Source organism: Mesorhizobium sp. M0239 (assembly GCF_040321815.1).
In the GTDB taxonomy this organism is placed as follows: Bacteria; Pseudomonadota; Alphaproteobacteria; order Rhizobiales; family Rhizobiaceae; genus Mesorhizobium.
Genome location: NZ_JAMYSG010000014.1, coordinates 88,666 through 113,846 on the forward strand (window position 1 = coordinate 88,666; position 25,181 = coordinate 113,846).

General features: G+C 57.5%; 18 protein-coding genes. 12 read left to right on the top strand and 6 right to left on the bottom strand.

The genetic code is table 11. The features are described from left to right. Positions 1–100: 100 nt before the first annotated feature. Complete coding sequence (tnpC, locus tag NKI99_RS16650) at positions 101–1,579, top strand: IS66 family transposase (protein WP_352611486.1); 1,479 nt, start codon at positions 101–103, stop codon at positions 1,577–1,579. Positions 1,580–1,740: 161 nt separating this feature from the next. On the opposite strand, the gene NKI99_RS16655 is transcribed toward tnpC, so the two are convergent. The 3 genes from NKI99_RS16655 to gmd form a co-directional block, all read right to left on the bottom strand. Continuing rightward, on the bottom strand, positions 1,741–3,162 hold the full coding sequence (locus tag NKI99_RS16655; RefSeq protein WP_352611449.1) for a phosphomannomutase: 1,422 nt from the start codon (positions 3,160–3,162) through the stop codon (positions 1,741–1,743). 340 nt (positions 3,163–3,502) lie between these two features. Further along, entirely contained in the window at positions 3,503–4,447 is a 945-nt protein-coding gene (gene fcl / locus NKI99_RS16660) for a GDP-L-fucose synthase (protein WP_023772716.1), read from the bottom strand. After that, positions 4,447–5,517: a GDP-mannose 4,6-dehydratase gene (gene gmd, locus NKI99_RS16665; protein WP_023692482.1), complete on the bottom strand. Its 1,071-nt coding sequence runs from the start codon at positions 5,515–5,517 to the stop codon at positions 4,447–4,449. The genes fcl and gmd overlap by 1 nt, the downstream gene beginning before the upstream one ends. A 969-nt stretch (positions 5,518–6,486) precedes the next feature. On the opposite strand from gmd, the gene NKI99_RS16670 reads away from it, so the two are divergent. After that, on the top strand, positions 6,487–7,473 hold the full coding sequence (locus tag NKI99_RS16670) for a nodulation protein NodZ (protein ID WP_352611450.1): 987 nt from the start codon (positions 6,487–6,489) through the stop codon (positions 7,471–7,473). 240 nt (positions 7,474–7,713) lie between these two features. Beyond that, positions 7,714–9,129, top strand: a complete 1,416-nt coding sequence (locus NKI99_RS16675) for a mannose-1-phosphate guanylyltransferase/mannose-6-phosphate isomerase (protein WP_352611487.1) — start codon at positions 7,714–7,716, stop codon at positions 9,127–9,129. A gap of 199 nt (positions 9,130–9,328) precedes the next feature. Here NKI99_RS16675 and NKI99_RS16680 read toward each other — a convergent pair whose 3' ends face one another. Together NKI99_RS16680 and NKI99_RS16685 are read right to left on the bottom strand one after the other, a co-directional pair. Further along, on the bottom strand, positions 9,329–9,856 hold the full coding sequence (locus NKI99_RS16680) for a hypothetical protein (RefSeq protein WP_352611451.1): 528 nt from the start codon (positions 9,854–9,856) through the stop codon (positions 9,329–9,331). Between the two features lie 253 nt (positions 9,857–10,109). Continuing rightward, positions 10,110–10,511 carry an E2 ligase fold family C protein gene (locus NKI99_RS16685; protein WP_352611488.1) on the bottom strand — a complete coding sequence of 134 codons (402 nt, stop codon included), beginning with the start codon at positions 10,509–10,511 and terminating at the stop codon, positions 10,110–10,112. A 954-nt stretch (positions 10,512–11,465) separates the two neighbouring features. Here NKI99_RS16685 and NKI99_RS16690 point away from each other — a divergent pair. The 3 genes from NKI99_RS16690 (at position 11,466) to NKI99_RS16700 (ending at position 15,842) form a co-directional block, all read left to right on the top strand. Beyond that, on the top strand, positions 11,466–12,287 hold the full coding sequence (locus NKI99_RS16690) for a hypothetical protein (protein ID WP_352611452.1): 822 nt from the start codon (positions 11,466–11,468) through the stop codon (positions 12,285–12,287). A gap of 662 nt (positions 12,288–12,949) precedes the next feature. Then, positions 12,950–14,881 (top strand): hypothetical protein, encoded by a 1,932-nt coding sequence (locus tag NKI99_RS16695; RefSeq protein ID WP_352611453.1) that lies wholly within the window; start codon positions 12,950–12,952, stop codon positions 14,879–14,881. A gap of 52 nt (positions 14,882–14,933) precedes the next feature. Next, on the top strand, positions 14,934–15,842 hold the full coding sequence (locus NKI99_RS16700; protein ID WP_196815060.1) for a carbohydrate kinase family protein: 909 nt from the start codon (positions 14,934–14,936) through the stop codon (positions 15,840–15,842). Positions 15,843–15,880: 38 nt separating this feature from the next. Here the strand turns inward: NKI99_RS16700 and ybiA are convergent, their stop codons facing one another. Further along, complete coding sequence (gene ybiA, locus NKI99_RS16705) at positions 15,881–16,378, bottom strand: riboflavin biosynthesis intermediates N-glycosidase (RefSeq protein ID WP_032897321.1); 498 nt, start codon at positions 16,376–16,378, stop codon at positions 15,881–15,883. A 35-nt stretch (positions 16,379–16,413) separates the two neighbouring features. Between ybiA and NKI99_RS16710 the strand changes: the two genes are divergently transcribed. From NKI99_RS16710 to NKI99_RS16735, 6 genes are all read left to right on the top strand, one after another. Continuing rightward, positions 16,414–16,773, top strand: coding sequence for a helix-turn-helix domain-containing protein (locus tag NKI99_RS16710; protein ID WP_352611454.1), 360 nt, complete (start codon positions 16,414–16,416; stop codon positions 16,771–16,773). Between the two features lie 102 nt (positions 16,774–16,875). Next, the gene (locus NKI99_RS16715) at positions 16,876–17,994 is read left to right on the top strand and encodes a phosphoribosyltransferase-like protein (RefSeq protein WP_352611455.1); all 1,119 of its coding nucleotides are present in this window, start codon (positions 16,876–16,878) and stop codon (positions 17,992–17,994) included. Positions 17,995–18,012: 18 nt separating this feature from the next. Next, the gene (locus NKI99_RS16720; protein ID WP_352611456.1) at positions 18,013–19,905 is read left to right on the top strand and encodes an ORC-CDC6 family AAA ATPase; all 1,893 of its coding nucleotides are present in this window, start codon (positions 18,013–18,015) and stop codon (positions 19,903–19,905) included. Positions 19,906–19,981: 76 nt separating this feature from the next. Further along, on the top strand, positions 19,982–21,076 hold the full coding sequence (locus NKI99_RS16725; protein ID WP_031195071.1) for a hypothetical protein: 1,095 nt from the start codon (positions 19,982–19,984) through the stop codon (positions 21,074–21,076). Positions 21,077–21,399: 323 nt separating this feature from the next. After that, positions 21,400–22,695, top strand: a complete 1,296-nt coding sequence (locus tag NKI99_RS16730) for an RES family NAD+ phosphorylase (RefSeq protein ID WP_352611457.1) — start codon at positions 21,400–21,402, stop codon at positions 22,693–22,695. Positions 22,696–23,082: 387 nt separating this feature from the next. Continuing rightward, positions 23,083–25,113 (top strand): conjugal transfer protein TraG, encoded by a 2,031-nt coding sequence (locus NKI99_RS16735; RefSeq protein WP_352611458.1) that lies wholly within the window; start codon positions 23,083–23,085, stop codon positions 25,111–25,113. Positions 25,114–25,181 lie beyond the last annotated feature (68 nt).

Sequence of the window (25,181 nt, forward strand, 5' to 3'; positions counted from 1 at the left end):
AGGCTAGAGGCGCTGGCAAAGCATTGGAATGCATGATTGAATCGGCCTTGTGAGCAACCCGGCCGAGCCTCAGACCAACGATCCGATCGCGCTTCAAGCGATGCTCGCGGCGGAGCGCGCCGAGAACGAGCGGTTGCGCCAGATCATCAAGGAACTGCAGCGCCACCGCTTCGGCCGCAGGGCAGAGAGCCTGCCGGTCGACCAGCTGCTGCTGGGCCTGGAAGAGGCCGAGCAGATCGAGGCGGAGGGCTTCGCCGCGGAGGACACCGCTGATCCCGCCAAGCGCGAGGCTCGCGCCAGCAAGCGCCGCGCCAACCGCGGTGCACTGCCCGCGCACCTGGCGCGTATCGAGCAGGTCATCGACATCCCCGACAAGGTCTGCCCGTGCTGCAAGGGAATGCTGCACGTCATGGGCGAGGATCGCTCCGAGCGCCTCGACATCGTGCCGGCCCAGTTCCGCGTGATCGTCACGCGCCGGCCGAAGTATGCCTGCCGGAGCTGCGAGGAGGTCGTTGTGCAAGCGGCGGCTCCGCCACGGCTTGTCGAGGGGGGCATCCCGACCGAGGCGACCGTCGCCCATGTTCTGGTCGGCAAGTACGCTGACCACCTTCCGTTGTATCGCCAGGCGCAGATCTATGCCCGCCAAGGCGTGAACCTGGATCGATCGACGCTCGCCGACTGGGTCGGCAAGGCAGCCTTCCTGCTCCGGCCGATCCACGAGCGGCTGTTCGAGCGGCTGAAGGCGTCCGGCAAGCTCTTCGCCGACGAGACCACGGCGCCGGTGCTCGATCCCGGGCGCGGCCGCACCAAGACGGGCCAGCTGTTCGCTTACGCCCGCGACGATCGCCCCTGGGGCGGGATCGCTCCACCCGGCGTCGCCTATCTCTATGCGCCCGACCGCAAGGCTGAACAGCCGTTGCGCCACCTTCAGGGCTTCGTTGGAATCCTGCAAGTCGACGGCTACGCCGGATACCGGGCGCTGGCCGAGCGCAATGCCGTGAGCCTGGCGTTCTGCTGGGCGCATGTCCGTCGACGCTTCTACGAACTGGCCCAGTCCGGACCCGCGCCGATTGCCACGGAGGCGCTCCAGCGCATCGCCGAGCTCTACAGGATCGAGAGCGAGATACGGGGACGCTCGCCCGAAGAGCGGCGCACCGCCCGCCAGGAGAGAAGCCGCCCCGTCATCGATACCCTCCAGCCATGGCTGCGCGAGAAGCTCGCCCTGGTCAGCCAGAAGAGCAAGCTCGCCGAAGCAATCCGCTACCCGCTCTCGCGCTGGGCCGGACTTGGTCGCTTCCTCGACGACGGCCGCGTCGAGATCGACTCCAACGTGGTCGAACGCTCGATCAGGCCAATCGCCCTCAATCGGAAGAATGCGCTCTTCGCCGGTTCCGACGGCGGTGGCGAGCACTGGGCGACCATCGCCTCGCTCGTAGAAACCGCAAAACTCAACGGCGTCGACCCGTACGCCTACCTCACCGACGTCATCACCCGCATCGTCGCCGGCCATCCGCAAAGCCAACTCGACGACCTGCTGCCCTGGGCCTACGCCCCCGCACCACTCAAGGCCGTGGCCTGAGAACAGCGGTTACGTGGCTGGTACGGATCGGCTGTTTCCACGGGCGTTCCGGTTCGCTTCAAAGCGGACAGGGCCGGGACACTGTGGACGTTCTGATCGCGCTTGAGTAGCTTGTGCGACCCCCAGGGTCACCTGGGAATACGCAGGGAGGCGGCTTTTATTTAGCCTTGCGTCCAATTACGAATTCGATCCAATCCAGTCCGGAGCAAAAGCTCCGCGTCCTCCCGATTTTCGGCTTCGACGTAGCACCGCATTTCCGGGGCATTTCCGGATGGACGCAAATGCAAGACACGCTTATCCGCGAGAGTGATACGAAGTCCGTCAACATCGCTAACCTTGCTTACCACTCCAATCGACCCGACGAAGGCGGCGATGTTAGTTTCCGCTGAACGAAGGTATGTCATGAGGCGAGTGCTGCTTTCGACGGAAAAATTTTCCAAGCGATCCGCCGCCGCTGCCGGCAATTGAAAGGAACTGCCAATCTCCGACAGTGGCTGCCCACTTGTACTAACAAGGGAAAGTGCCGCGAGGATGGGGAGAAAACTGTCGCGTGTAGGTAGCGCTGGCAGTTTAGTTCCGTTCGGGTCAAAGTCCGTGCCGGTCAACAAACCACCGTTTGCTTCGAAACCAACCACGCGCTCGTGACCCGACGCAACCAAATCGAGCATGGCAGCAATAACAAATGGCGATCCAACCTTGGTACGCACGACTTTAAAAGAACCTGCGGTCTCGATACCAGAGTTTGATGTGACCGGCGTGACGACTGCCTTCGCTTGCAGGAAGTTCGCCGTAATCAGGCCTAACAAATCACCGCGAAGGGGGTCTCCGTGGTCGTCAGCTACCAGTGGGCGGTCACCATCGCCATCTGCCGAGACGACCGCATCAAGCCGATGCTCTTTGGCCCAGAGCTTGAACTGTTGAGCAGTCTCGTCAGAGACCGCTTCAGTGTCGACAGGAATGAAAACTTCCGAACGTCCCAGGGTTACGACCGTCGCACAGTGATATGAGAGAATGTCAACCAAGAGATCGCGCGCGACTGTGCTGTGCTGATATACGCCCACCGTTAAGCCCTTTAGAGCATTAATCTCCATAAGCTTTCGATTGCGCGCCATGAACAAGGCCTTGCATTCGGCCTCCCGGTGCTGCCGACGTGCAACAGCACCTTCAAGGACGTATCCGCGCTTCTCCAACTGCAAGGCGATGCGCGTTATCTCCCGCTCATCACCTTTGTCGATCTCACCGTCGGGTCGATAGAATTTTATTCCATTACGGTCGGCCGGAATGTGCGAGCCTGTGATCATCAAACAACCACTCTTACGCGCCTGAGCATACAGTGCCAGGGCAGGGGTGGGGACTGCGCCGCAATCGACCACGATGAAGCCGAGCGCGGACAGCGCCGCCGCACAGACGGCGGCGATGGCCGGACTCGAGGCGCGAAAGTCGCGCCCTATGAGTATCTCGTCGCCAATTCTGGCCAGGCCGGATTCCAGCAGGAATGTCGCGAATGCCGTTGCATATAGGGCAGAGGCGGCTCCTGCCAATTCTGTCGCCAGGCCCCGTAATCCACTTGTTCCGAAATTCATACCTAGTCCGACGTTGCTGACCGTGTTTTTACTCAAACCTTGGCCTGTTCGGAATGCCTACCGACAAATGCCTGCGATAAAAACAGAAGTACATTTCGTTACCATTGACGGGTTCGGTTCTCGACGGCTACGCTTTTGTGAGGATTGATGCGGTCGGCGTCAGCGAGGGCAGCGCACCGTGACATTCACGGCGACGATTCGGGCGGATGGCGCTGAGGTCCGGCAGGGCCTCCTCGCCGCTGCCTCACATGAATGCTCGCCAATCGAGTTGTCTCCGTCCCAATTCATGCTCTGGGTCGCAAAAGCGCCACAGGCCTGAGATGCAGCAAATCCTCATTGTCTATCGCCGTTCGGTGTAGCTCCCGTTCAGAAATGCATGATAGACACTCTCGATGCCTTCCATGAGAGTGATCTTTGCTGCCCATCCCAAAGTGCGCAGCTTGTCGACGCTCATCAGCTTTCGCGGTGTACCGTCAGGTCTAGAGTGATCATGCGCGATCTCCCCAGTAAATCCGACTACACGGCAGATCATTCTGGTCAGCTCTAGGATTGTGATGTCCTGTCCGCAGCCGAGATTGACGTGATCATGGTCAGAGTAGTTCTTCAGAAGGAAGACTAATGCGTCGGCGCAGTCGTCGACGTGCATGAATTCCCGGCGTGGTGTGCCCGTGCCCCAGATGGTGATTTGCTTATCACTTATGAGCTTAGCTTCATGCGCTTTCCGGATCAGCGCTGGGATGACGTGGCTTGACTGCAAGTCATAATTGTCGCCTGGCCCGTAGAGATTCGTCGGCATAGCGGAGATGTAGTCGCGGCCATATTGCTGGCGATAGGCTTGAGCCATTTTGATGCCGGTGATCTTGGCGACGGCGTAGCATTCGTTGGTGCGCTCTAGTGGCCCGGTCAAAAGCGCGCTTTCAGGAATGGGCTGTGGTGCCATCTTCGGATAGATGCAAGACGAGCCGAGGAAGAGGACGCGGTCGACATTGTTTTCGTGGGCTGCCGCGAAGATATTGGCCTCGATCATCAGATTGTCGTAAAGAAAGTCGACCGGATAGGTGGCGTTCGCGAGAATACCACCTACCTTTGCCGCCGCCATAATGATAGCGTCCGGTTTCACCACTGCCACGAAGTTTTCAACCTCGGTCTGTCGCTTGAGGTCTAGCTCTCCCCGAGGGGCGGCCACAACTTTGCAGTCTTCAGACGCGAGTCGGCGTACAACCGCGCTGCCCACCATACCTTTGTGGCCAGCGACCCACACGGTTTTTCCGTTCAGATCATACATTACGCTTCCTTCATGACTACAGATGTCTGCATGACCTTCAGGTCTTCGCGTACCATTTCCGCAGCAAGCTCGCGCACGGATGTCTCATGCACCCAGCCGAGCTTCTCCTTCGCCTTGGTAGCGTCACCCAGGAGAAGATCGACTTCCGTGGGGCGGAAGTAGCGTGGGTCCACTTGGACTAGGCATCTGCCGCTCGCTACATCATAGCCCTTTTCGCCGACACCCTTGCCACGCCATTCGATCTCGACGCCGATATCTTCGAAAGCCCACTCGACGAATTGGCGGACAGGAGTCGTTTTGCCCGTCGCCAGCACGTAATCATCCGGTTGATCCTGCTGTATCATCATCCACATACCTCGCACGTACTCACGCGCATGGCCCCAATCGCGTTGAGCATCGAGATTGCCGAGATAAAGCTTGTCCTGCTTGCCCAGGTAGATAGCAGCGGCAGCGCGGCTGATCTTGCGCGTCACAAAAGTTTCGCCACGAAGGGGGCTTTCGTGATTAAAAAGAATGCCGTTGGAAGCGTGCATACCATAGCCCTCGCGATAATTGACGACCATCCAGTAGGCGTAGAGCTTGGCGGCGGCGTAAGGGCTGCGCGGATAAAAGGGCGTCGTTTCGTTCTGCGGTACGGACTGCACGAGGCCGTATAGCTCCGAAGTCGAGGCTTGATAGAAGCGGGTCTTGTCCGTCAGACCGAGGAGGCGAATCGCCTCAAGAAGTCGCAATGTACCGATACCGTCCGCGTTTGCTGTGTACTCAGGTGTTTCGAACGACACCTGCACATGGCTCTGAGCAGCCAAGTTGTAAATTTCGTCTGGCTGAGATTCCTGAACCACGCGGATGAGGTTAGTCGAATCAGTGAGGTCACCGTAATGCAAGATCAGGCGCGGATCGGATTCGTGCGGGTCTTGGTAGAGGTCTTCGATACGACCCGTGTTGAAGGAAGAGGAACGTCGCTTAATCCCATGAACGATGTAGCCTTTTTTGAGAAGAAGACGGGCAAGATAGGCACCATCCTGTCCAGTTATGCCCGTAATAAGAGCAACTTTTCTGCTATCGCCCATTCTATTCCTGCTCTATTAAAGTTTAAAGTTTCGGCTCCGGCTCGCCACGCCGACACAATGTGCGGCCAGCCCCGTGCGCTATGGAGCACTTCGACAGATGCGGCGCGAAGCTCGTCATTGACAGTCCGCCAGCCGAGCACACCTCTTGCTTGGAGTCACAGCAAAATAGAGTTGCGCCGCTAACCTGTCGGCTTCGTACATGCGGTCTGAGTGCCGCTCAGCTCACGCCGTGAGCGCATGTACTCCCAGCACCTTGCAGCTGATTTGCTCATCCATCAGTGAGTGAGGACGCCTTTCTTTCTTGCTTCAGCGTCTTCTAATGGGAATTGTTTGGATCAGTGAAATCGATTGTTTGGATAAAGTGCATCCACAGAATGGATGGTCTGGCCGAGCAGCGAGAGCGCATCGCCGGCCCGGAGTCGGAGGCGCGAGCTTCCGTTCGGGGCGAGGACAAAGTTCGTGGCCCCGAGCCCTCACCACAGCATCCGGCACAGGTCGTGCAGAACTTTGGGAGCCGACTGCAGATTCTGTCGATCAGCTGGCTCCAGGCGCGTCGAGCCGTCGACCTCATCTCGCCCGGTACCGGTTGCTGTATGCAGCCTTGCACCTTGGCGTACGGCGTCCCGGAATGATTTGCTTCGGCAGGCAGTGTCGCAGCGTTTCCCGGCTGTTTCGGCTCTATTGGCCGGGCCCGCGTCAGCCGAGCCCTTCATCATGGCATCCAACACATGGATGGCCGGCATCCACTCAATAGATTTTACATATGCCGCGGAGGCCCAGTAGAGAAGGCTGGACCGGAAGCGAGGGCATCGGCTTCAAGCTGTGCGAGCGTCACGGGATTAGTGGGCAGTGCTGAGTGAGCTCTTCTGCCCTATGGCCCGGCCTCTGCCAAGCGCCCGGCGTCAGGGTCTACGTGTCGACTAAGGATACCAAACCGGGCAACCTCCTCTCTGAACGAGATTTCCGAAAATGCATGTTAGTGGATTGGAAAAGCGCCGGTTCGTCGTCTCTCGGAGGCGTACGGGGTTCGGTGATTGTCTGTGGTCATTGGCGGCCGCTTGGCGCTACGCGCAGCGGTCGGGACGAACTCTAGTCATCGACTGGCGGGGGGCCTGCTACCTCGACCAACCCTTCACAAATGCGTTTCCGGTGTTCTTCCAGCCGATCAATGACATCGCTGGCGTGCCGGCTATTTCCGACGACCGGATCAACGACGTTTCCTTCCCTGGTCCATTCTTCCCGGAGTGGTGGAACAGGCCGGCGATCGGGTGCCTTTACCGGCCAGATGAGCAGATTTTCCAAGAGCGCGATGAGTTGGGCGAGCTCTTTCAGGCCGAACACGATGTCGAAGCGAACACAGTAGTGTGTGACGCTTGTCTGATGTGGCGGTGCGATGAGGATGCAGAGCGGCAGGTGTTCCAGAGTGTCCAGCCTCGGCCAGAAATTCAAGCCCGCATAGATGCCATTTATCAGGAATGTTTTGAGGGGCACAGCATCATCGGGATTCATGTTCGGCACGGTAACGGTGAAGACATCATGGAGCATGCGCCCTACTGGGCCGATCCGGAGCTCGCCGTTCGGCAAGTGTGCGCTGCAATTGACAAGGCTAAGGCGTTACCGCACCCCAGGCCTGTGCGGCTGTTCTTATGCACGGACAGCGCGCGGATACTGGATCTTCTGTCGGCCAGGTTTCCCGATCTGCTCACTGTCCCGAAGCACTTCGGATCCAATCAAGGTGGCCCCTTACACACTGCAGCACTCGGGATTGACGGCGGAATTTCCGCCCTCGTTGAGATGTATCTTCTCGGGCGCTGCGATACCGTAATTCGGTTTCCCCCGACGAGCGCCTTTACACGATATGCACGCCTTTTCGCACCACGGGTAATTGAATTCGATCTGAAAGAGCCAAGTCGTTTGACTTTGATAGAAGGCAGCCAAGTCTCTGATCTCAGTTAAGACCCGCCACCTGCGCAATTCGGCAGACGCAACCAACAGGCATAATTGAATGCGCATTTCTCACCGACGCCAGTGGAGGCGTCGTACATTACCGATAGCGTCATCATCTGACGCCGCCTGCAACGCGCCAGAACTTCGCTGTTACGCGGGGGCCGCAGACAAGCCAGAGCGACGGCGATCGTGACGCTGACGCTCGAAAGAACGCGGGCGATCACTCCAGAGACGAAATTGAGGTTGGTTATGAAAGTGATTCCCGTGATCATCAGCGGCGGAGCCGGATCGCGGCTATGGCCCGCCTCAAGGCAATCGCACCCCAAACCTTTCCTCAAAGTAGCGGATGGATATTCTCTCATTCAGCACACTGTGCTGCGCGCCGCTTCGATAGAAGGTGTCGTGGAACTCGTCGCTGTGACATCCGGGGAACACCTCTTCCTGACCAAGGACGAATTTGACGAGCTGGATTCCGTGGTCCTGCCACGCACCTTTCTGCTCGAGCCCGAAGGCCGGGATACGGCCGCCGCCGTGGCTGCAGCCGCGATCCATGCGAGGGCAACGCAAGGCCCTGACGCGATCCTGTGCGTCTTCCCGGCCGATCACCTGATTAGCAACCTGCCTGCGTTTCTAGACGCCATGGGCCTGGCCATGGAACATGCGAAGCTCGGGCGGATCGCCACATTGGGCATCACCCCAACCAGACCGGACACAGCATTCGGCTACATCGAAGCAGATGGTGAGAACGTCGTCCGTTTCGTTGAAAAACCGGATCTGGATACAGCCAAAGCCTATGTCGCGTCTCAACGCTTCTTCTGGAACGCCGGCATCTTCTGCTTCAGTGCGCAAACGATGCTCGACGAGATGGTTTTGCATTGTCCCGAGGTGCTCCAGGCCGTCGCCGACAGCTACGAGAACGGCCGCGCCAGTCAATGCCAAGGCTTTGCCAAAATCGAACTCGCGCCTGAGCATTTCGGTTCCGCGCCGCGAATCTCGCTCGACCACGCTGTCATGGAGAAGACTAACAAACTTGCCGTGATTCCCTGCGACATGGATTGGAACGACATCGGATCTTGGAACGCAATGGCCGATTTGATCGCCCCCGACGAAAGCGGGAACAGGATACGCGGCGATGTGCACATGGTCGACACGACCGGCTCCTATGTGAGCTCCGACAAGCGCGTCATCGGCACGGTGGGCGTAAGCGATCTGGTGATCGTGGATTCCCCGGACGCTTTGCTTGTCACATCCCGCGACCGCGTTCAGGACGTTAAGAAGCTCTTCGAGGGCCTCAAGGCTTCGGGACATGAAGCTCATCTGGTCCATAGCACGGTACACCGGCCCTGGGGTTCCTATACGGTTCTGGAGGAAGGCGAGCGCTTCAAGATCAAACGCATCGAGGTGAAGCCCGGTCGCCAGTTGAGCCTGCAGATGCACTATCATCGCTCGGAGCACTGGGTCGTGGTCAGCGGCTCCGCCAAGATCGTCAATGGCGAGCAGGAGTTGTTCCTGAGGACAAACGAATCTACTTACATCCCCTGCGGCCATAAGCATCGGCTCGAGAACCCAGGCAGAATTGACCTGGTGATCATTGAAGTGCAGAGCGGCGATTATCTCGCCGAGGATGATATCGTTCGCTTCGACGACGAATATGGTCGAACGTAGATAACAGTACAAAAAGTTAAACGACGAGGCGTCGCTCAAGGATCTCTGTCGTGGGTTCTGGGCCTGACATTGGCAAGCAGCGGGCCGAGGGTGTCATGGTATCCGCCCCGCACTCTCATGAGGCACTCGATCGTGGTCGAAAACATCGGTGAGCGCTTGACAGCGCGCCGTCCACGGTAACGAAGACTTCAGATCTTTCTTAGGCGGACCCGTTGCTCAGCTGTTCAACGGCACAGCCGTATTTCAGCCTGTAGGCGGCAACGAAATCCTCATCGCTGGAGATGCAGCGGCCGCTGGAATCTTTGGCTTTCGGATCATGGAGGTAAGAACCAAGGGGGCGCAGTAGATTCACGCGAGTGCTGGTCGTCGGACTCATCGGAAAATCCGCACTATGCTTGACCAGGTCTGCGGCAAGCCTGATCCCGGCAATCGCTGATTGAAAGGCCATCGCAACCACGGTTCGAAGGAGACGACTTCCATCGCTAAGCTGGAACACCAGGCCGCCGCAGATAACCTGCTGATAAAAGGAACGGAGGGGCTGGCCAACAAACGCGGCGAGCGGCTCAAACGGCACAGCCATCGCCGTAGCCACCCGAGCTACGAACTCATTGGGGACTCCGGTATTGGTCTGCAGGAGCGTTTTTACCTCCTCGTGTGCTTCCGGCATTCCGAGTTCCTCCGCGACCAATTGGTGTTCGTCCTTGGATTTCCCGGTCGGCATGTACATGCAGCAAAGGCAAGCCTGGCCGTCATCGAAACCATGCCGCGAGATGCCTAGATCTTGCTCCTGAGTCCAGGCGTTCGCGATCCATCTGGGCAGAGCACCTTGGACAGCTAGACGGTCGGCGGCGGTGTCAAGCGCCACACCCACTCGGTCGAATACCCAGTCGCCCCGGCGGCAACATATTCTGCCCACTTCATAGGGTGCGCCTCGACCTCAAGGGCGGTGGACCGAAGGGCGTGGGTTGCTAGGGGCCGCCTTAGAGAGGCCCGACCTCCGCCTGACCGGCCAACACGTAGCGCTGCAGGTTTGAGAGTTCGATAGCTTCGTGATCAACTACATGCAGGCGCCCGGACAGACCGGATTGCCTCGCCAGCGCCCAGAGCGAGCTATGGCCCATCGCGCCGAGCCCAACGAGGTGCGTTTCACCGAGGTCGACAGAGAAGTCTAAGGGGCTGGAATCGCCAGCGTTGCTCTTGTTGTAGGTATATAAACAGAGGTCGATGTTCTCGTCCAGCTCCGCGCCGGTCAGCTGGGAAGCAAAGACGGTTCGAAAGACGTTGGCGGCGGCAAAGCAGCTTGCGGCGCCGGCTCCATACGCCAGGCAATTCGCGGAGGTTGAGAATGGCGCGATCGGCGAAGCTGTCGCCGATCGCGAAATTGAAGCTCAGGATCTGTCGGTCCTCGTCGAGTTCTAGTTGTTGGTAGGTCCGCCTCGGCTCGCCCCGCGATCATATAAAAGTCGCTCTGGCGAAATTGCTCGACGGCTTCCGACTCGTTCTGAAGCCATACCACCTCCTGATTGGAAATCGGCGGATAGACGGTCGGGCGCGCCGAGTGGCCGATTTCCTCGTCGCGTGCTGGAATGCGTACGCATTCGCAGACTAAGATTTCACGCACCTGTCAAAGCATCGCGGATGACATTATGTCTGCAATCGATCAAGGACGTTTCTGCGGCGCGTCCACAAAGGAAATAGGCCTGGGCTATCAGCGCGACCAGCACCAAATCTAAGCTTACCGTACGGTGTCACTGTGTGAAATGGCGACAAGGCGTTCCAGCGCCTCAATCACGTTGGTGATACTGACCGTGCCGCCTTCAGTCAATTTGTCCCTCCTGAAAATCCGGCGGGCGCAACGCAAACAAGTCGATCACCACACTCCTCGCGGGTCCGACAGGAGTGGCGCTGGCTGTCTCAATTCCGAGACACACACGCCCAGCATGGCGCTTGAGGTCGTGGCCGCCTGCGCGCGCGATGGATCGACCATATGTTCCCCACGCAGCCCTGATTGGCATTGGCATGGCGATCGTTCCTCGGAGGCTGCTCGCTGCATCCTCCCAGCATAACGCGCGCAGAAACTCCTCGTGGGTCAAGCTGCTAGGGCAAACTCTCACCGTTGAGAAAGGGGCCGCACGAACGCCGGGAGGTCCTTCGCCCGCCGGATAGAGAATGCCGCCACCCCAATTAAGGATGACGCACGCCTTCGCGCGCTTCCACTTCTCGACGAACTGCGATGCGCCGGCGATAGAAGGTGCCCCGAGCCCGCCACATTTTCGGTGGTCGATGCCACTAGCTTATGAGAACCTATTTTTATCATAAGCTTGTGGGAGCCGCCAATGGGGGTGCTTTTTTCTCGTCGAACCGTCCTTGCGGCGATCGACGTTCTGGAATCGGTTTCGAGCCAGGCCGAAACCAGCGCACTGTTCATCGAATTCGGACCGGACATATATCGGCATCTTCGTAGCGACGGCTTCAGCGTCAAAAAACGCATGAATGACCTCAAGGCGTTTGTGGATGCGAACCCCGAGCAGCCGGTTGACGGTGGTCTGCTGGAAAATGTTTTGGTTGAACTGGCTGTCCAGCACATGCCGTCCGAGGAGCCGGAATACCCTTGGTCTGAGCCTGTCACTCTTCACCCGGTGTATGTGCCGCTCAAGCATGCCTTAGCGCAGGACGACTACGCAGTTGTGGCAGGCAAGCTGCGCCGCACGTTGCCAGAGGATATAGGCATGCCACAGGTTCAGTCCGAGATGACGGTGCTCCTCGACCGACATGGTTTCACTACCGCGCAGGGACATCTAGACCAGGCGCTCGACGCTCACGCGCGAGGCCAATGGGCCAGCGCCAATGGGCAGCTTCGCAATTTTCTCGATTCGGTGCTCGACGAGATGTCGGAGAAGATCGATCCATCCGCAGCGGGACTCGCTAGCGGCCAGCCACGACGGACCAAGCTCGCAGCCGCAGGTTTTCTGAGCATACCGCTTAACGAATGGGACAATGACGGCCGAGGGTTCCTCAATGGCCTTTTCAAGAGGCTGGCTCCGGCGGGGTCGCATCCGGGGCTTTCGGAACCCGACGACAGCACATTTCGGCTACACGTCGTGCTCTTGACCGCCGCCCTCCTGCTTCGACGATTTGACGCGTGGGGTAAGCCATGAACCAGCTCGTCGGGTTTTCTGCTCCATCAGTTCCCGTGGTCGACGCCGCCGGCGAGCGCGCCCGCTGGCGGTTTCTGTAATTCTTCACCGCGCATATCCGCAATCCGAACACCCGCCGCGCTTACAGCAGGGATGTCGGCCAGTTCCTCGAGTGGTGCCAGGCGCAGGGCGTGCGCGACATTCCTGACGGACCGCAAAGCGCCTAATCTCGGACGTAGATCGAGTTTTTTCTGCAGCTTCTAAGCGGACGTGCGAATTCAATGCTCGACTGGCGTTGGCGTCCAAGCGCGGTACTAGCTTCTCCGGCCTCTCATATTTTGTTCACCGTCGCCTTTGCACTCATAATGTCACAGGGTGCGCTGATCCCTTCTCGGCAATATGACAGCCATGACGAGGGAGGCTTGAGAATCACCGCCAAACCGAACATAAAAGGAACAAACTGGTGCAGTGGTGTGAGGAAGCTGGTGTTTTAATGCGCTTTATCTGGAAGATGGGTGCCATCATACGTTGGCAGAAAATAGCGTGCGGCCCGGCTCTGGATATGCGATGTTTCTTAGGCACGGGCTGGTGAGATTGCTTGCCCCGCCGCGTTCGCGAACGATCCGTTCTCGTGAACTACAGCGTCCGCTTGCTCCGAGTCCGTTTGAAGTTAGGCGAGCAGAATGACTATCTTCTCCGAAAAATTGCGCCGGTTGCCTGAGACAATCGAGTTGGCGAGCGCGCACGGAGTTGGCGACATTGCTTTCGCTCTCTCACAAGGGAAAGGACGGCTCGCCGTCGCTATTGCCTCGGGGGGATCCGTAGTTACGGCAGAATTCTTCTCGCGCTGCCGGACAACATTGCAATTGGGTCCGACGATGGTGATGACACCCATGCAGTTCGTCCTATCTATGGAAAATTGGGATGGATGCGATATCTGGTTGTTCAGCGCCGGAGCGAACAATCCTGACATCGCGGCAGCCTTCCGTGTCGCAAATGCATCCAGCTGCAAATCGATCCAGTTGATGACAGTTCAGTCGGAAGGCGCGACAACCATTGTGGCCTCAGATAGTCTTCGCGCCAAAGTGATTGTTACGCCAGTTGCTGATCCCAAGGATGGGTTTCTGGCGACGCATTCAATGATTTCGATGGTGACCGCCTTGTTGATGGCGTCAGATCTCACCACTGAACAGCCGCAACGCGGGAGATTGGCCGAAGAACTCCGAAAGCGCGCGGAAGAGGTGCTAAGTGCACCTCAAAGCCCAGACTTCGGTTTCCAGGTTGGGGATACTCTGTTCGTTCTGCACGATCCGCAAAACGCAGCAGCTGCAACGTTGATTGAAACTTCTCTTTGGGAGACCGGAATAGCGCCAGTACAGAGGACTGATTTCAGAAACTTCGCTCACGGTCGTCATGTTTGGGCGGCGAAGCATCCAGAGACCATGTACGTGCTGGCTTTGACAACCACGGAAAGTGGCGATGTTTGGAAGCCCATCCGTGCAGCGCTTCCTTCCCAGACCCGGATTCAAGATGCTGAGTTCGATCACGGTGGCCGATTGGCCAATGCGGTCAGCATTTTGTGGGGTCTATCCTTCGTTCAGCACCTCGGAAACGCTACGAGTATCGATCCGGGACGCCCGGGGAGAGGCCCGTTTGCCGAGGCGATATATGACAATCCCGCGCTCGACACGCTTTCGCGAGATTTGACTTCATCGGTTCGACACAAGGCGTCCGCGCGGATGCACTTTGATCCTATTGATGAGCGATCAGCATCACTTTGTTCCGTTGGGCGAGAGAGGCTGCTTAGTTTGGCAGGCGCGAGCTTTGTCGGTCTCGCGCTCGATTATGATGGGACGGTCGTACCGAACGATCCGCGTGAAGCCCGGCTCGGTCCTCCTCCCAAAGCGATTATGCACGAACTGGTCAGGCTGGTTGATGACGGCATCCAGGTGGGCTTTGCGACAGGACGCGGCGGCTCCGCTGGCGAAAAATTGCGAGACGCCCTTCCGAAGCGGATATATAGAAATGTCCTCATGGGTTATTATAACGGCGCCCACATTCGAACGCTCGACGTCGACATAGCCGAGGACCCCCCGCAACGAAATCCGAACATTGCCGAGGTTACCCGGTGGCTAACGGGCTCAGGCCTGCTTCGCGACGGAGTCGAGATCAAGGCTCGTCCAATTCAGGTATCGATTGACTATGCCGATGTCATCGACATCGAGCGTTTTGCGGAGAGCCTGGCTGCTTGCCCTCAGATAGTCGAAGGCAGCGTGAAGGTGCTGAGATCTCACCATAGCGTCGATATCGTCTTGGCATCTACGTCAAAGCTGCGCGTTGTAGAGGAGCTCGCCCGTCGATCCGGCGATGCGAGCAAGGCCGTTCTCGGCATCGGAGATAGTGGCTCGCCATTGGGAAATGATCGGGAGCTATTATCTGGACCGCATTGTCTAAGCGTTGGCAGTGTTTGCGGCGCTTCAGGCGGCGCTTGGACGCTGTTTGGATCAAAGTTGCGCGGTCCGGATGCTCTCCTGCGCATTTTGCAGGCCGCTCGTGCGAAGGGATGCGAAATGATGATTGATCTTTCTGCTCTGAAGCTCGATCAGCACTCTTGAAATGGTGACCGAGAAAAAACAGAGTGAGCCAGCTTGTGACCGGGAGAGTCCGATGAGTGCAGTCGACGTGGTCGGCACAGGATTTACCGTTCTCGACCGCATCTACGCGGACTCGTTGGCGGTGTCGTCCGAGGATCTTGGTGGCTCTTGCGGGAATGTGTTGATTTCGCTCGCCATGCTTCAGCGGAATGTGGCGCCGGTGTTGAGCCTCGGTGAAGATGAGGTTGGCATCCGTCTTGTGGTCGCATTCCGGCACGCGGGAGCCGAGACGCGATACATCCGACAAACAGAACACATCCGCTCGCCGATCCTTGCTCAGCGTCTGCATGGGCCTGGGGTACATACATTCGAATTTAGGTGTCCAGAAACTTCCATCGATCTTCCGCGATATCAGCCGATAGACTGGGACGATGTGAGCCGGGCTCTGCCGGCGATCAAGAATTGCAATGTCTTCTATACGGATCGATTATCCGGAGCGATCGTCGATGCGATGGAAGCTGCGGCCGACGCAGGGTCCATCGTTTATTTCGAGCCATCTACGATTGGCGATAAAGAGCTTTTCAGACGCGCAGTCGCTGCAGCGTCCGTTCTGAAGTTCTCAGCAGAGCGTCTGGCAACACTGGCGGGGCAGGTCGCCCCCCACGACGCCCTTTTCCTAATCGTGACGCACGGAGAAGCTGGTCTGGAGGTACGACGGGGAGCTGAGAAGGCGTGGTGCAAATCCTACCCGGCACCCGAATTGCGCGACACCTGTGGTTCTGGCGATATGGTAAGCGTTGGCGTGATTGATTGGCTGCTGACCCGCCGCGAACGCGCGACCCGGAAGATATCAATTGACGAATTCGTTGTCGGAATCGAAGCCGGACAACGGCTGGCTGCCGAGAACTGCGCCTATCTCGGTGCTCGCGGTATCTTCCGCGAGCGTGGTGCAGAATACGCGCGGTCTGTCTTGCGGGGGTAAACCCGATGTCGGCAGTTTCAGATTTGCATTGGCTCTTCTTACGCCGCCTTCGAGACGCCGTCGTTCTGAAGCTTTGCACGGAGTTCCATCAGTAGCTCTCCAAGCATATTGCGACCCTGACCATTCACTTCTCCCCAGAGCCGATTCACCTCATTGTCGACGGTCGCAGTTTCAATTAGTCGAGCTGAGCCCGTCGATACCAGCAATTCGCGAAGATCTTCATGCTGAGTGAACTTGGCTCGGAGCACGCACCTCATCCTGTCAAACTTTGTCCGTGACCAGCCTGGGCTGACATCCCAGTAATATAGCCCGTGCGCCGCCATCGCCAGAAGGGCGGGAGACGGTGCCGCCATAAGCCATGCTTTCACTTCCGGCTTACGCGCCTTGCCGGCCTGATAGGCGTGCTCGCTCGTCGCAAAGCGCTCGCCTTCGAATTCAATCTCGCGCCGGAATAGATTGCTGAAGGCCCCGTAAGGCTTCTCGCTGGCACGATAGAACCGGATTTCCTGGCCAACATCCGTCACGAAAAACTCCATTGTAAATTCGCATCGTTTAGTGCATGCAAATTTACATGAAGCCGAAGCAAATTGAAAGGGCGGAGTTGGTCCGCCATATCAATGAAAAGCGCTTGGAAGCAGGCCTTTCCTACGCGGAACTGGCCGATATTGCTGATGTCGACGCTAGCCAAGTTTCGCGTATTTGTCGGGGGCAATTCATTACGTTCGGAGCAAGCGTCGTGCGAATTTGCACGACCCTCGGGCTGCAAAATACGCAGGGTGAAGGAACGACATGGAAACGCAGTCGGCGCGCATTCGATCCGAACTGGGCAAAGCTGGAGCGCTCAATTCGGCGTGCTTGGGACAATACACCGGTCGGTGCGGAGCGGCTTGCAAAAGTCATAGCTGCGGTTGGCGAAATCACCCGCAAGTGAATCCCGTGAATTAAGGTAAGGACAGGTTGATTTCGCTGGACGAACGCACTCCTCCCTGCGGTATATCGCTGCGGTCGGGTAGAGGTGTCATGGGGAGTTCTGATGAGGAAGGATTTGGCGGAAAGCCTGCTGGCAAAAATCATGGAATGGTCTGACGAGGAAAAGGCAGCGGAACGCGCTTATCTCGAAAGCTTTGCCAGTTACAAATACGACGAATATCAGCAGTTCTCGCCAGGCAAACGGTTCATCGAGAGTCTGGCGCTCTGGCTTGGGCAGTTCACCGGGGGTGAAGAGCGTCGCGCGGCTTACAACTTCGTGCGAAAGAGGCTGCTTTTCATATCCACAGATGAAATGAATCATCTGGTGGAGCTTACCTTCCCGACGATCATTCGCCCAATCCTAATCGCTGACACTGCGACCGAACTTGGGGTCGATCCACATAAAGTGAAGGCAATCGTCGACACGGTGGTGTATCGAACTCGACTTCGCCAGACACTGGTTCTAGGCCTGAGCGACGGTGCGCGAACAGACTGGTTTCGTCGCGCGAATCCGCAAGAGATGTCCAATGAGCAAGTCTTTCATGCCTATGACGTTTCGGACCCGAAAAGCGAGGGCATGGTCCAAGACCTTCGGAAGCACCTAACGAAGATCTTGGGTCGAGAACCCCATGATCATGAGGCCCGGTTCCGGTACATCGTACTGCTCGATGATTTCACTGGCAGCGGTACGAGTTTCATTCGAGAGGATGGGCAAGGTGGTTGGACCGGGAAGATAGCAAAGATCGTTAGCGGCTTAATGAAAGCAGGAAACCTTGGAGACGCGATAGCGAATTCCGGCGTCAAGATAATCATCATTCTCTATGTCGCCGGCGATCAGGCAATCGAGCACATTGAAAGCCGTTTGCCCAAGTTGACCTTCGGAAAGGGCACAATCGAGTTCGAGGTGGTTCACAAACTGGGCGAAACGACGCCGCTCGATGATGCAAGCGACAGCCCAATCCTGGGGCTCGTCGCAGATGATCGATATTTTGACGACGATGCCGACGATGAGCATTCTAAAGTAGGCGGTACAAGCAAGCGCTACGGTTTCGCCAATTGCAGGCTACCGCTCGTGCTAGCTCACAACACTCCCAACAACTCGATCTATCTGCTCTGGGCAGAGGACGACCAATCGGTTCGTGGCCTATTTCCGAGAGTTAGCCGCCACAGAAAGCTACAGTAGGTGAGAAATCCATTCCGAATGCGCGCATCCCAGCGCTCGACGAGTGACGATGAGTTTGTTCGTCTTTTCGGCGTGGGTGCTTTGGAGGTTATCAAGTCCTTCGATGACCCTTGGAACGGTCTCGTCTTTCTTCGAAGTGCACCTGGTGGCGGAAAGACTACGTTTCTGCGTATTCTTACGCCGCGTCCGCTGAAGCTCACTGACAACCTCGCAGATCAGCATCAGCAGGTGAAGGCGACGCGCGACGCGCTGAGAGAGGTTGGCGCCATCGGTCGCGACGGACCGCAATTGCTTGGTGCGATGGTCGTCTTCACCAGTGAGTACAAGGAACTGAGTGCCTTTGACCGCGGCAACATACTCTTTCGAGAGCTATTGAATTCACGAATTGTGGTCGCGACACTCAGGTCGGTGCTGGAACGAGCGGAACGTCAATTTCCCGACGATCTTGACCAATTCAGCTTTGAATGGGAGCCGGAATCAGACGCGACTATTCCGGGCCGCGCTACAGGAAAGGAGCTTTTTACCTGGGCCTCGCGCATCGAACGAGATTTCTATGATCGAATGGACGATCTGGGTTCGCCTGCGTCGATAAAAGGTGGGCACGCGCGCTTGGACGGGCTCAAGTGGTTTGCGCATGTTCGCATAAGCGACGCGCAGGGTGATATGGAGGTCAAGCGCGTCCTTCTCATGGACGAACTCCAGACGCTGGCTTCTCCACAGCGTGCAAGCCTGATTGAATTCATAACCAATGCGCGGGAGCAGTGCGGAGTATGGATCGCTGAAAGGCTAGAGGCTCTTACGCATAAGGATCTGCTTTCCGAGGGCGCGCTCCGCAAACGAGATTACGAGAACGTCGTTCAACTGGAAGAACGTTGGTCTGGAACAAGAACCAAGTCCTATACCAAATTTGTGGAAACGATCGCCAATCTTCGGGCGGCCAAGGCTGATGGTTTCGAAGGGCGCGAACTGTTTCCGCTCATTGGTGAAACCGACGACATACCGAGCTTGGAGACCGCTCTCACTGGCCGTATGGCGGAGATCGAGGCCGAAGTTGTTAAGATGGCCGGCGTTGGCCCTCGTTATTCGAATTGGCTTGCCAATGCTCGCGGGCTAAGCGGCAACCTTCTCGAACGCGCCTTCAAATGGCAGTTGCTCAAAATTCTGGTCATAAGAGATACGAGACGAACGCAGACAAGCTTCGATTTCGATTCATTGACATTGGATGAGTTCGGAGCACGATCAGGCAGCGGCACGGACCGAGCAGCAGAACACTTTCTGCGAACAGATGTGGGAGCGCCAATCTATTTCGGCCGTGAGTCTTTGAGCGCCGTATCATCCTCCAATGTGGACCAGTATCTGGAGGTGGCAGGCGCATTGTTTGAAGAAATCTCTGCGAAAATCCGGTTTCACCGAGATCAGCCGGTGCCACTCACGGCAGCGCGACAGGACGCACTGATCCGGGGCGTTGCGAAGGATCGGTGGGATGGGCTTCCGCGCCGCCTTCCGCGTGGTGTCGAGGCGCGCCGCCTGCTCGAAGCAATCGGCGAATACTGTCGCCAACAGACTTTCAGAAGCAGCGCCCCCTACGCACCCGGTGTGACCGGAATTGCGATCACCATGGACGATCGAAAACTGATAATTGACAGCGAGGACGCTGAAATCTCGCATTTTATTCGACTTCGAGACGTCATGACGTCTCTCGTGTCGCATAACCTGCTGATGCCACGTCTCGACCATAGAAATAATGGTCGGGAATATGTCGTGTTCTATCTGAACCGACTTCTCTGCGTACATTTTGGCCTGCCACTTGGTTACGGCGGCTGGAGACATCAAACACTGAAGAGCTTGCTTCACTGGCAAGAAGCAGGAGCGAAGGCAATCGCGGTGGCCGAGGAGGCAACTCTTGTCTAGTCCTAGCCCGGCAATGCGATGGGATCCCTACTCCCTCACACTCGACTCCGATTTCACCACGTTCTGGCGACGGCGCTTGTCGGCCAAGAAGCGTAAGGTCCTTCTCGTGATTGGTCGCGGTTTCGATATCAGAACTCTTGAAACTGCTCGACGCTTGCATGCCCTGGACGCCGATATATCGGTCTGGCAGTTGGTGTTCGACAACGGATTGGGCGACAGCCCGAAGCGATCGGAACTCACGGCGACCAACCACGAAGGACTCTTGAAACTCGTTCCCGCGGAAAAGATCGTTGCTGTGCCGATCGAGATTGGAGGCCCCGTAGGCGCTGCTGTAACTCCACGAAATACCAAAGCTTCATTGGACAGAGCGGGAGATTGTCACGACTTTGACGATGTCATTGTCGACATCAGCGCTATGCCGCGCATGGTGGCACTTACCGCTGTCAGCGTCCTTCTCTTCAAACTTGATAAGCTGGCCGAAGCAAACGGCCCAAGCGTAAATCTTCACGTGACCACATCCGAGAGTGTTTCTGCGGATCTCGGCGCGGCGAAAGGCAGTCTCAGGGACAGCGTAACCTTCGTTCTTGGCTTCTCCGGACATCTTGAAGAGCAGACTACTCAGAATTGGCCGCGGGTGTGGTTTCCTGTTTTGGGTGAGGGTCAGCGTGACCGACTGCATCTCATACAAGACCATGTGAACCCGGATGAGATTTGCCCGGTTATCCCTTTTCCTACGAGAAAGCCACGGCGAGGGGACGAGGTGGTCGGTGAGCACCGTGACACTCTGTTCGACGACTTCAAGGTGGAGCCGGCAAACATCTTGCTTGCAAGCGAATACAATCCGTTCGAGGCATACCGCCAAATATTCACGGCCATGGAACGATACAAAAAAGCCCTCAAACCTATGGGTGGCTGTAAGCTGTTTGTGTCGCCTCTCTCATCAAAGCTGCTTTCGATTGGCGTGTTGCTCGCGTGTTATGATCATAAGTTTGGAAAGGGCTCTAGCGACGGCTTTGACGTAGGCATCCCCTATGTCGAGACAGCTGTATACGGAGATCCGGAGCAGAATGCTGAAACTGCCGATTTTGAACTTCACTCGTTGTGGATACGCGGGGAATGGGAGGAGCCGATTCCAGCCACCGCGTCGGCAGCAGTGACGGCGGCAACATAACACCGAATGAAGATCATTGCCGGCCCGTTGGAGGCTGAACCACCGGAATGGCTGGTTACTCGTTTTCGCCTTTCGAAAGTCGCCGTTCCGGTCTCGGCTCCTATCTGCCGGGATAATCCTTCTCATCTGGAGGTCCAGTGGATTCCCGTTGGTTGGTTTAGGTCGAAGCGGAATGGCGGCTTGTAAGCTGCAGTCAGCCAAATTAGACATTCTGCAACTCGGTTCGAGCAAAAAGTGACACTCTTAGACGGTTCGGTGATCACCGATCGTTGGGCTCGCGGGATCTGTGACCAGAATGTTTGTTGTCGACTCCGGAGAAGAATTTGAACGTTTGCCCTGATTGCTTTTTCGCAAGCGGATTGAAGAGGCGGATCCAAGAAGAGAGACGATCTTTTCCTAACGGGGTCTCTTGCGATTTCCACTCTACGAAAAAGGGAATTCCGATCACGGCAGTTGCCGCCATTGTTGACCCGGTGTTTAGAGAGAATTTCGTGGGCGGGCCGTATGACGCCTATTACGATAGATATGTCGAGACTGCGGGAGCTGACCTTGAAGATACGCTACTCGACTTAACGGGTGCGGACGACACAAGGGCTATTGATGGGTTAATCGCTGAACTCATTGACGCAGACAATTATTGGCCGCCCGACGGTGAAGAAGCATTCTACGATAATGACTATCGGTACTCGAGAGAGCAGACGGGGCTAAGCGAGCACAACCAGCTTTGGTCGGCATTTAAGACCAGTCTGATGCACCAGCGCCGGTTCTTCAATGCGGAGGCGGAGGATCTTCTACGGCGCATTTTTGAGGATGTGCACCAGCAGCGAGACATCAACCGTTCAGGGCCTGTCTACATGATAGACCCTGGAGGGCAAGGGGCCAACTTCGTACGCGCGAGGGTTGCCAATGAGCCTGCCAAGCGCCAAGAGATTCAGGCCGATCTCGCTGGGAAACTGGGGCCACCGCCAGAGCGACTGCGAAAGCCAGGCCGCCTGAACCCGTCGGGTATTTCGGCCTTCTATGGTGCATATGATTCCGACACCTGCATCGCAGAGCTTAGACCTAGTGTCGGTGAGTTTGTGGCCGTCGCCGAATTCCGCATCACGGAGCCCATCTGCGTGTTAGACACCACGTTGTTTGGTACTAGGCCGAAGGCGTATGACCCATTCGCAACCAAGGCCCGGAAACGAGCTGCGCAATGGTTGTTTATGACAGGCTTCATGAACGAGATTGCTCGTCCGATCCTCCCCGACGATGTCCACTTGGACTACGTACCAACGCAGGCTGTTGCAGAGTACCTTTCAAATCGCGAATTCGAGTTCGCTCGTAGGAAGCGCACAATAGATGCGATAATCTATGGATCTGCGCAACATCCCGGTGGGCGGAACATAGCGCTCCTGGGATCAGCCTCTGTGGTTGGGCCTTTAGCCGAACCGGCGAGTGAGACGCCACCATCGAGCGACTCTGGCCTATGGTCGGATTGGCTCTCGCCGGAACCTCCGCCTAGGACGCGGATCGTGCCTATTCCCGAGAGCTTTCGCGTGCATCGCGTAGACGGGGTGACTTTCAGCGCTCCGGCTCCCGAGCCCGTTAACGGCCAAGAGGAAGATCCCGACTAACCTTTGCCAATGAGATTATCCTGATTGTCTCGACTGCGACGTGCCACCAGAGGATCAAGGCCTAACTCCACCAGTCTGCTTCGAGGACGTTTTAGGAGTAGATCAAACGACCGAAATGGGGGCAGAAGCTAACCAGGCAAACTTTGCCTTGGCAGGACACGGAATGGCAGCTTTCCGCCGACGTCTCCTATTACCAGACCGTCCGCAACCGGCCCCCATACAAGTCATTCGCTCGTCGCCCTTCGCGATGACACTTCTTGGCGCCCCAGTCTTCCAAGCCTGCAACGTTCACTGCATCGCACGGGCGCGTATATTGGGTATCTTCGATATTCTGAAACGTCACGTCATGCTGCTTCCATCTACTACCAAACAGTGGAGGCTGTGCCCGTGACACCGACGAAGCTCCTTGTCGGCCAGATCGTAGTTGTGATCGCCATCGTCATCGTTGGCGTATGGGCGGCAACGCAATGGTGCGCCCACATGCTGGACTATCAGCCGCAGCTTGGCGCGCCATGGTTTGCCGCGGCGGCCCGGCCGATCTACAAGCCGTGGCAACTGTTCGAATGGTGGTTTCACTTCGACGCCTATGCGCCTGAGGTCTTCGACAAGGCCGGCATGCTTGCCGGAGCCAGCGGATTCTTGGGGTGTGCGGCCGCAATAGCTGGCTCCCTCTGGCGCGCGCGGCAGAGGGGGTTGGTCACCACCTACGGTTCCTCACGATGGGCCGCGGCTCGGGAAATCGAGAAGGCAGGCCTGTTTGAGCCGGCCGGCGTTTTCCTTGGCAAACTGAAGGATCACTATCTGCGACATGACGGGCCGGAACATGTCATGGCCTTTGCGCCGACACGTTCGGGCAAGGGCGTGGGATTGGTCGTTCCAACGCTTCTTTCCTGGACCGGCTCGGCCGTCATTCACGACATCAAAGGCGAGAACTGGCAGCTGACTTCCGGCTGGCGGTCGAAGTTCTCTTTCTGCCTCCTATTCAATCCGACCGACTCGAGATCGGCGCGCTATAACCCGCTGCTGGAAGTGCGCAGGGGTTCAGATGAGGTCCGCGACGTTCAGAACATCGCGGACATTCTCGTCGATCCGGAAGGCGCGCTGGAGCGGCGGAATCATTGGGAGAAGACTAGTCATTCACTCTTGGTCGGGGCCATCTTGCACGTGCTCTACGCGGAAGAAGAAAAGACGCTCGCGCGCGTCGCCACTTTCCTGTCGGATCCGCAACGCTCGTTTGCCGCGACACTGCTGCGGATGATGACCACCAACCACCTCGGCACGGCGGACACACCTCGGGTCCATCCCGTCGTGGCCTCGGCGGCTCGCGAGGTGCTGAACAAGTCAGAGAACGAGCGTTCTGGCGTTCTCTCGACCGCAATGTCGTTTCTCGGGCTCTATCGTGATCCGACGGTTGCCTCGGCAACATCGGCCTGCGACTGGCGCATTGCCGACCTCATGGATGCGGAACGACCGATGTCGCTCTATCTAGTGGTGCCGCCATCGGATATTTCGCGCACCAAGCCACTGGTGCGACTGGTGCTCAATCAGATCGGCAGGCGACTGACGGAGCGGCTGGAAGGTGACCCGAAGAAAAGCCGCAAGTACCAACTGCTCATGATGCTGGACGAATTTCCGGCTCTTGGTCGCCTCGACTTCTTCGAGACCGCGCTCGCCTTCATGGCGGGTTACGGCATCCGCGCCTATCTGATCGCGCAATCCTTGAACCAGATCTCCAAAGCCTATGGCGAGAACAACGCCATTCTCGACAATTGCCATGTGCGCATTGCCTTTTCCTCCAACGACGAGCGCACGGCCAAACGCATATCGGATGCGCTCGGTACGGCGACGGAACTCAGGTCCATGCGCAACTACGCCGGCCACCGGCTGGCGCCCTGGCTTTCGCACGTCATGGTCAGTCGCCAGGAGACCGCTCGCCCGCTGCTGACGCCTGGCGAAGTGATGCAGTTGCCGCAAGCTGACGAATTAATCCTTGTTTCCGGGTTGCCGCCGATCCGCGCCCAGAAGTTGCGCTATTACCAGGATCCGAATTTCACCGAACGGGTGCTGCCGGCGCCGGTGTTGCGCGACGGTCTGTACGCGGACTGTCCTGCGTCGCGCCCCGACGATTGGAGCGGACAAGTCCGCAGTGTTGACCGCCGTCTCGCTGCCGATGACGAACACGCCGTCGCGGCAATCGAAGAAGGGAGCGGCGTGCAACAGCAGCGTCATCCCGGCCTGCCTGAAGACCACGTCGTCGTCTCTCGGGAGCCTGATCAGGATGACCTCTTCAATCTGTCGGACGATGACGCCGAGGCACTCGCAGACAAGCGCGTCATGGACCGGGTTTCTACCGCGGCGAGCGCCTACGGCCTCAACGAGGGAAGGGGCGACGACAAGGACATCATCCCCGGCTTCTGAACGCTTTCCGCAACTGAGGCGTATCTCGGCGTAGATAACGCCCATAAGCGATTTTGCGGATCTCGGCG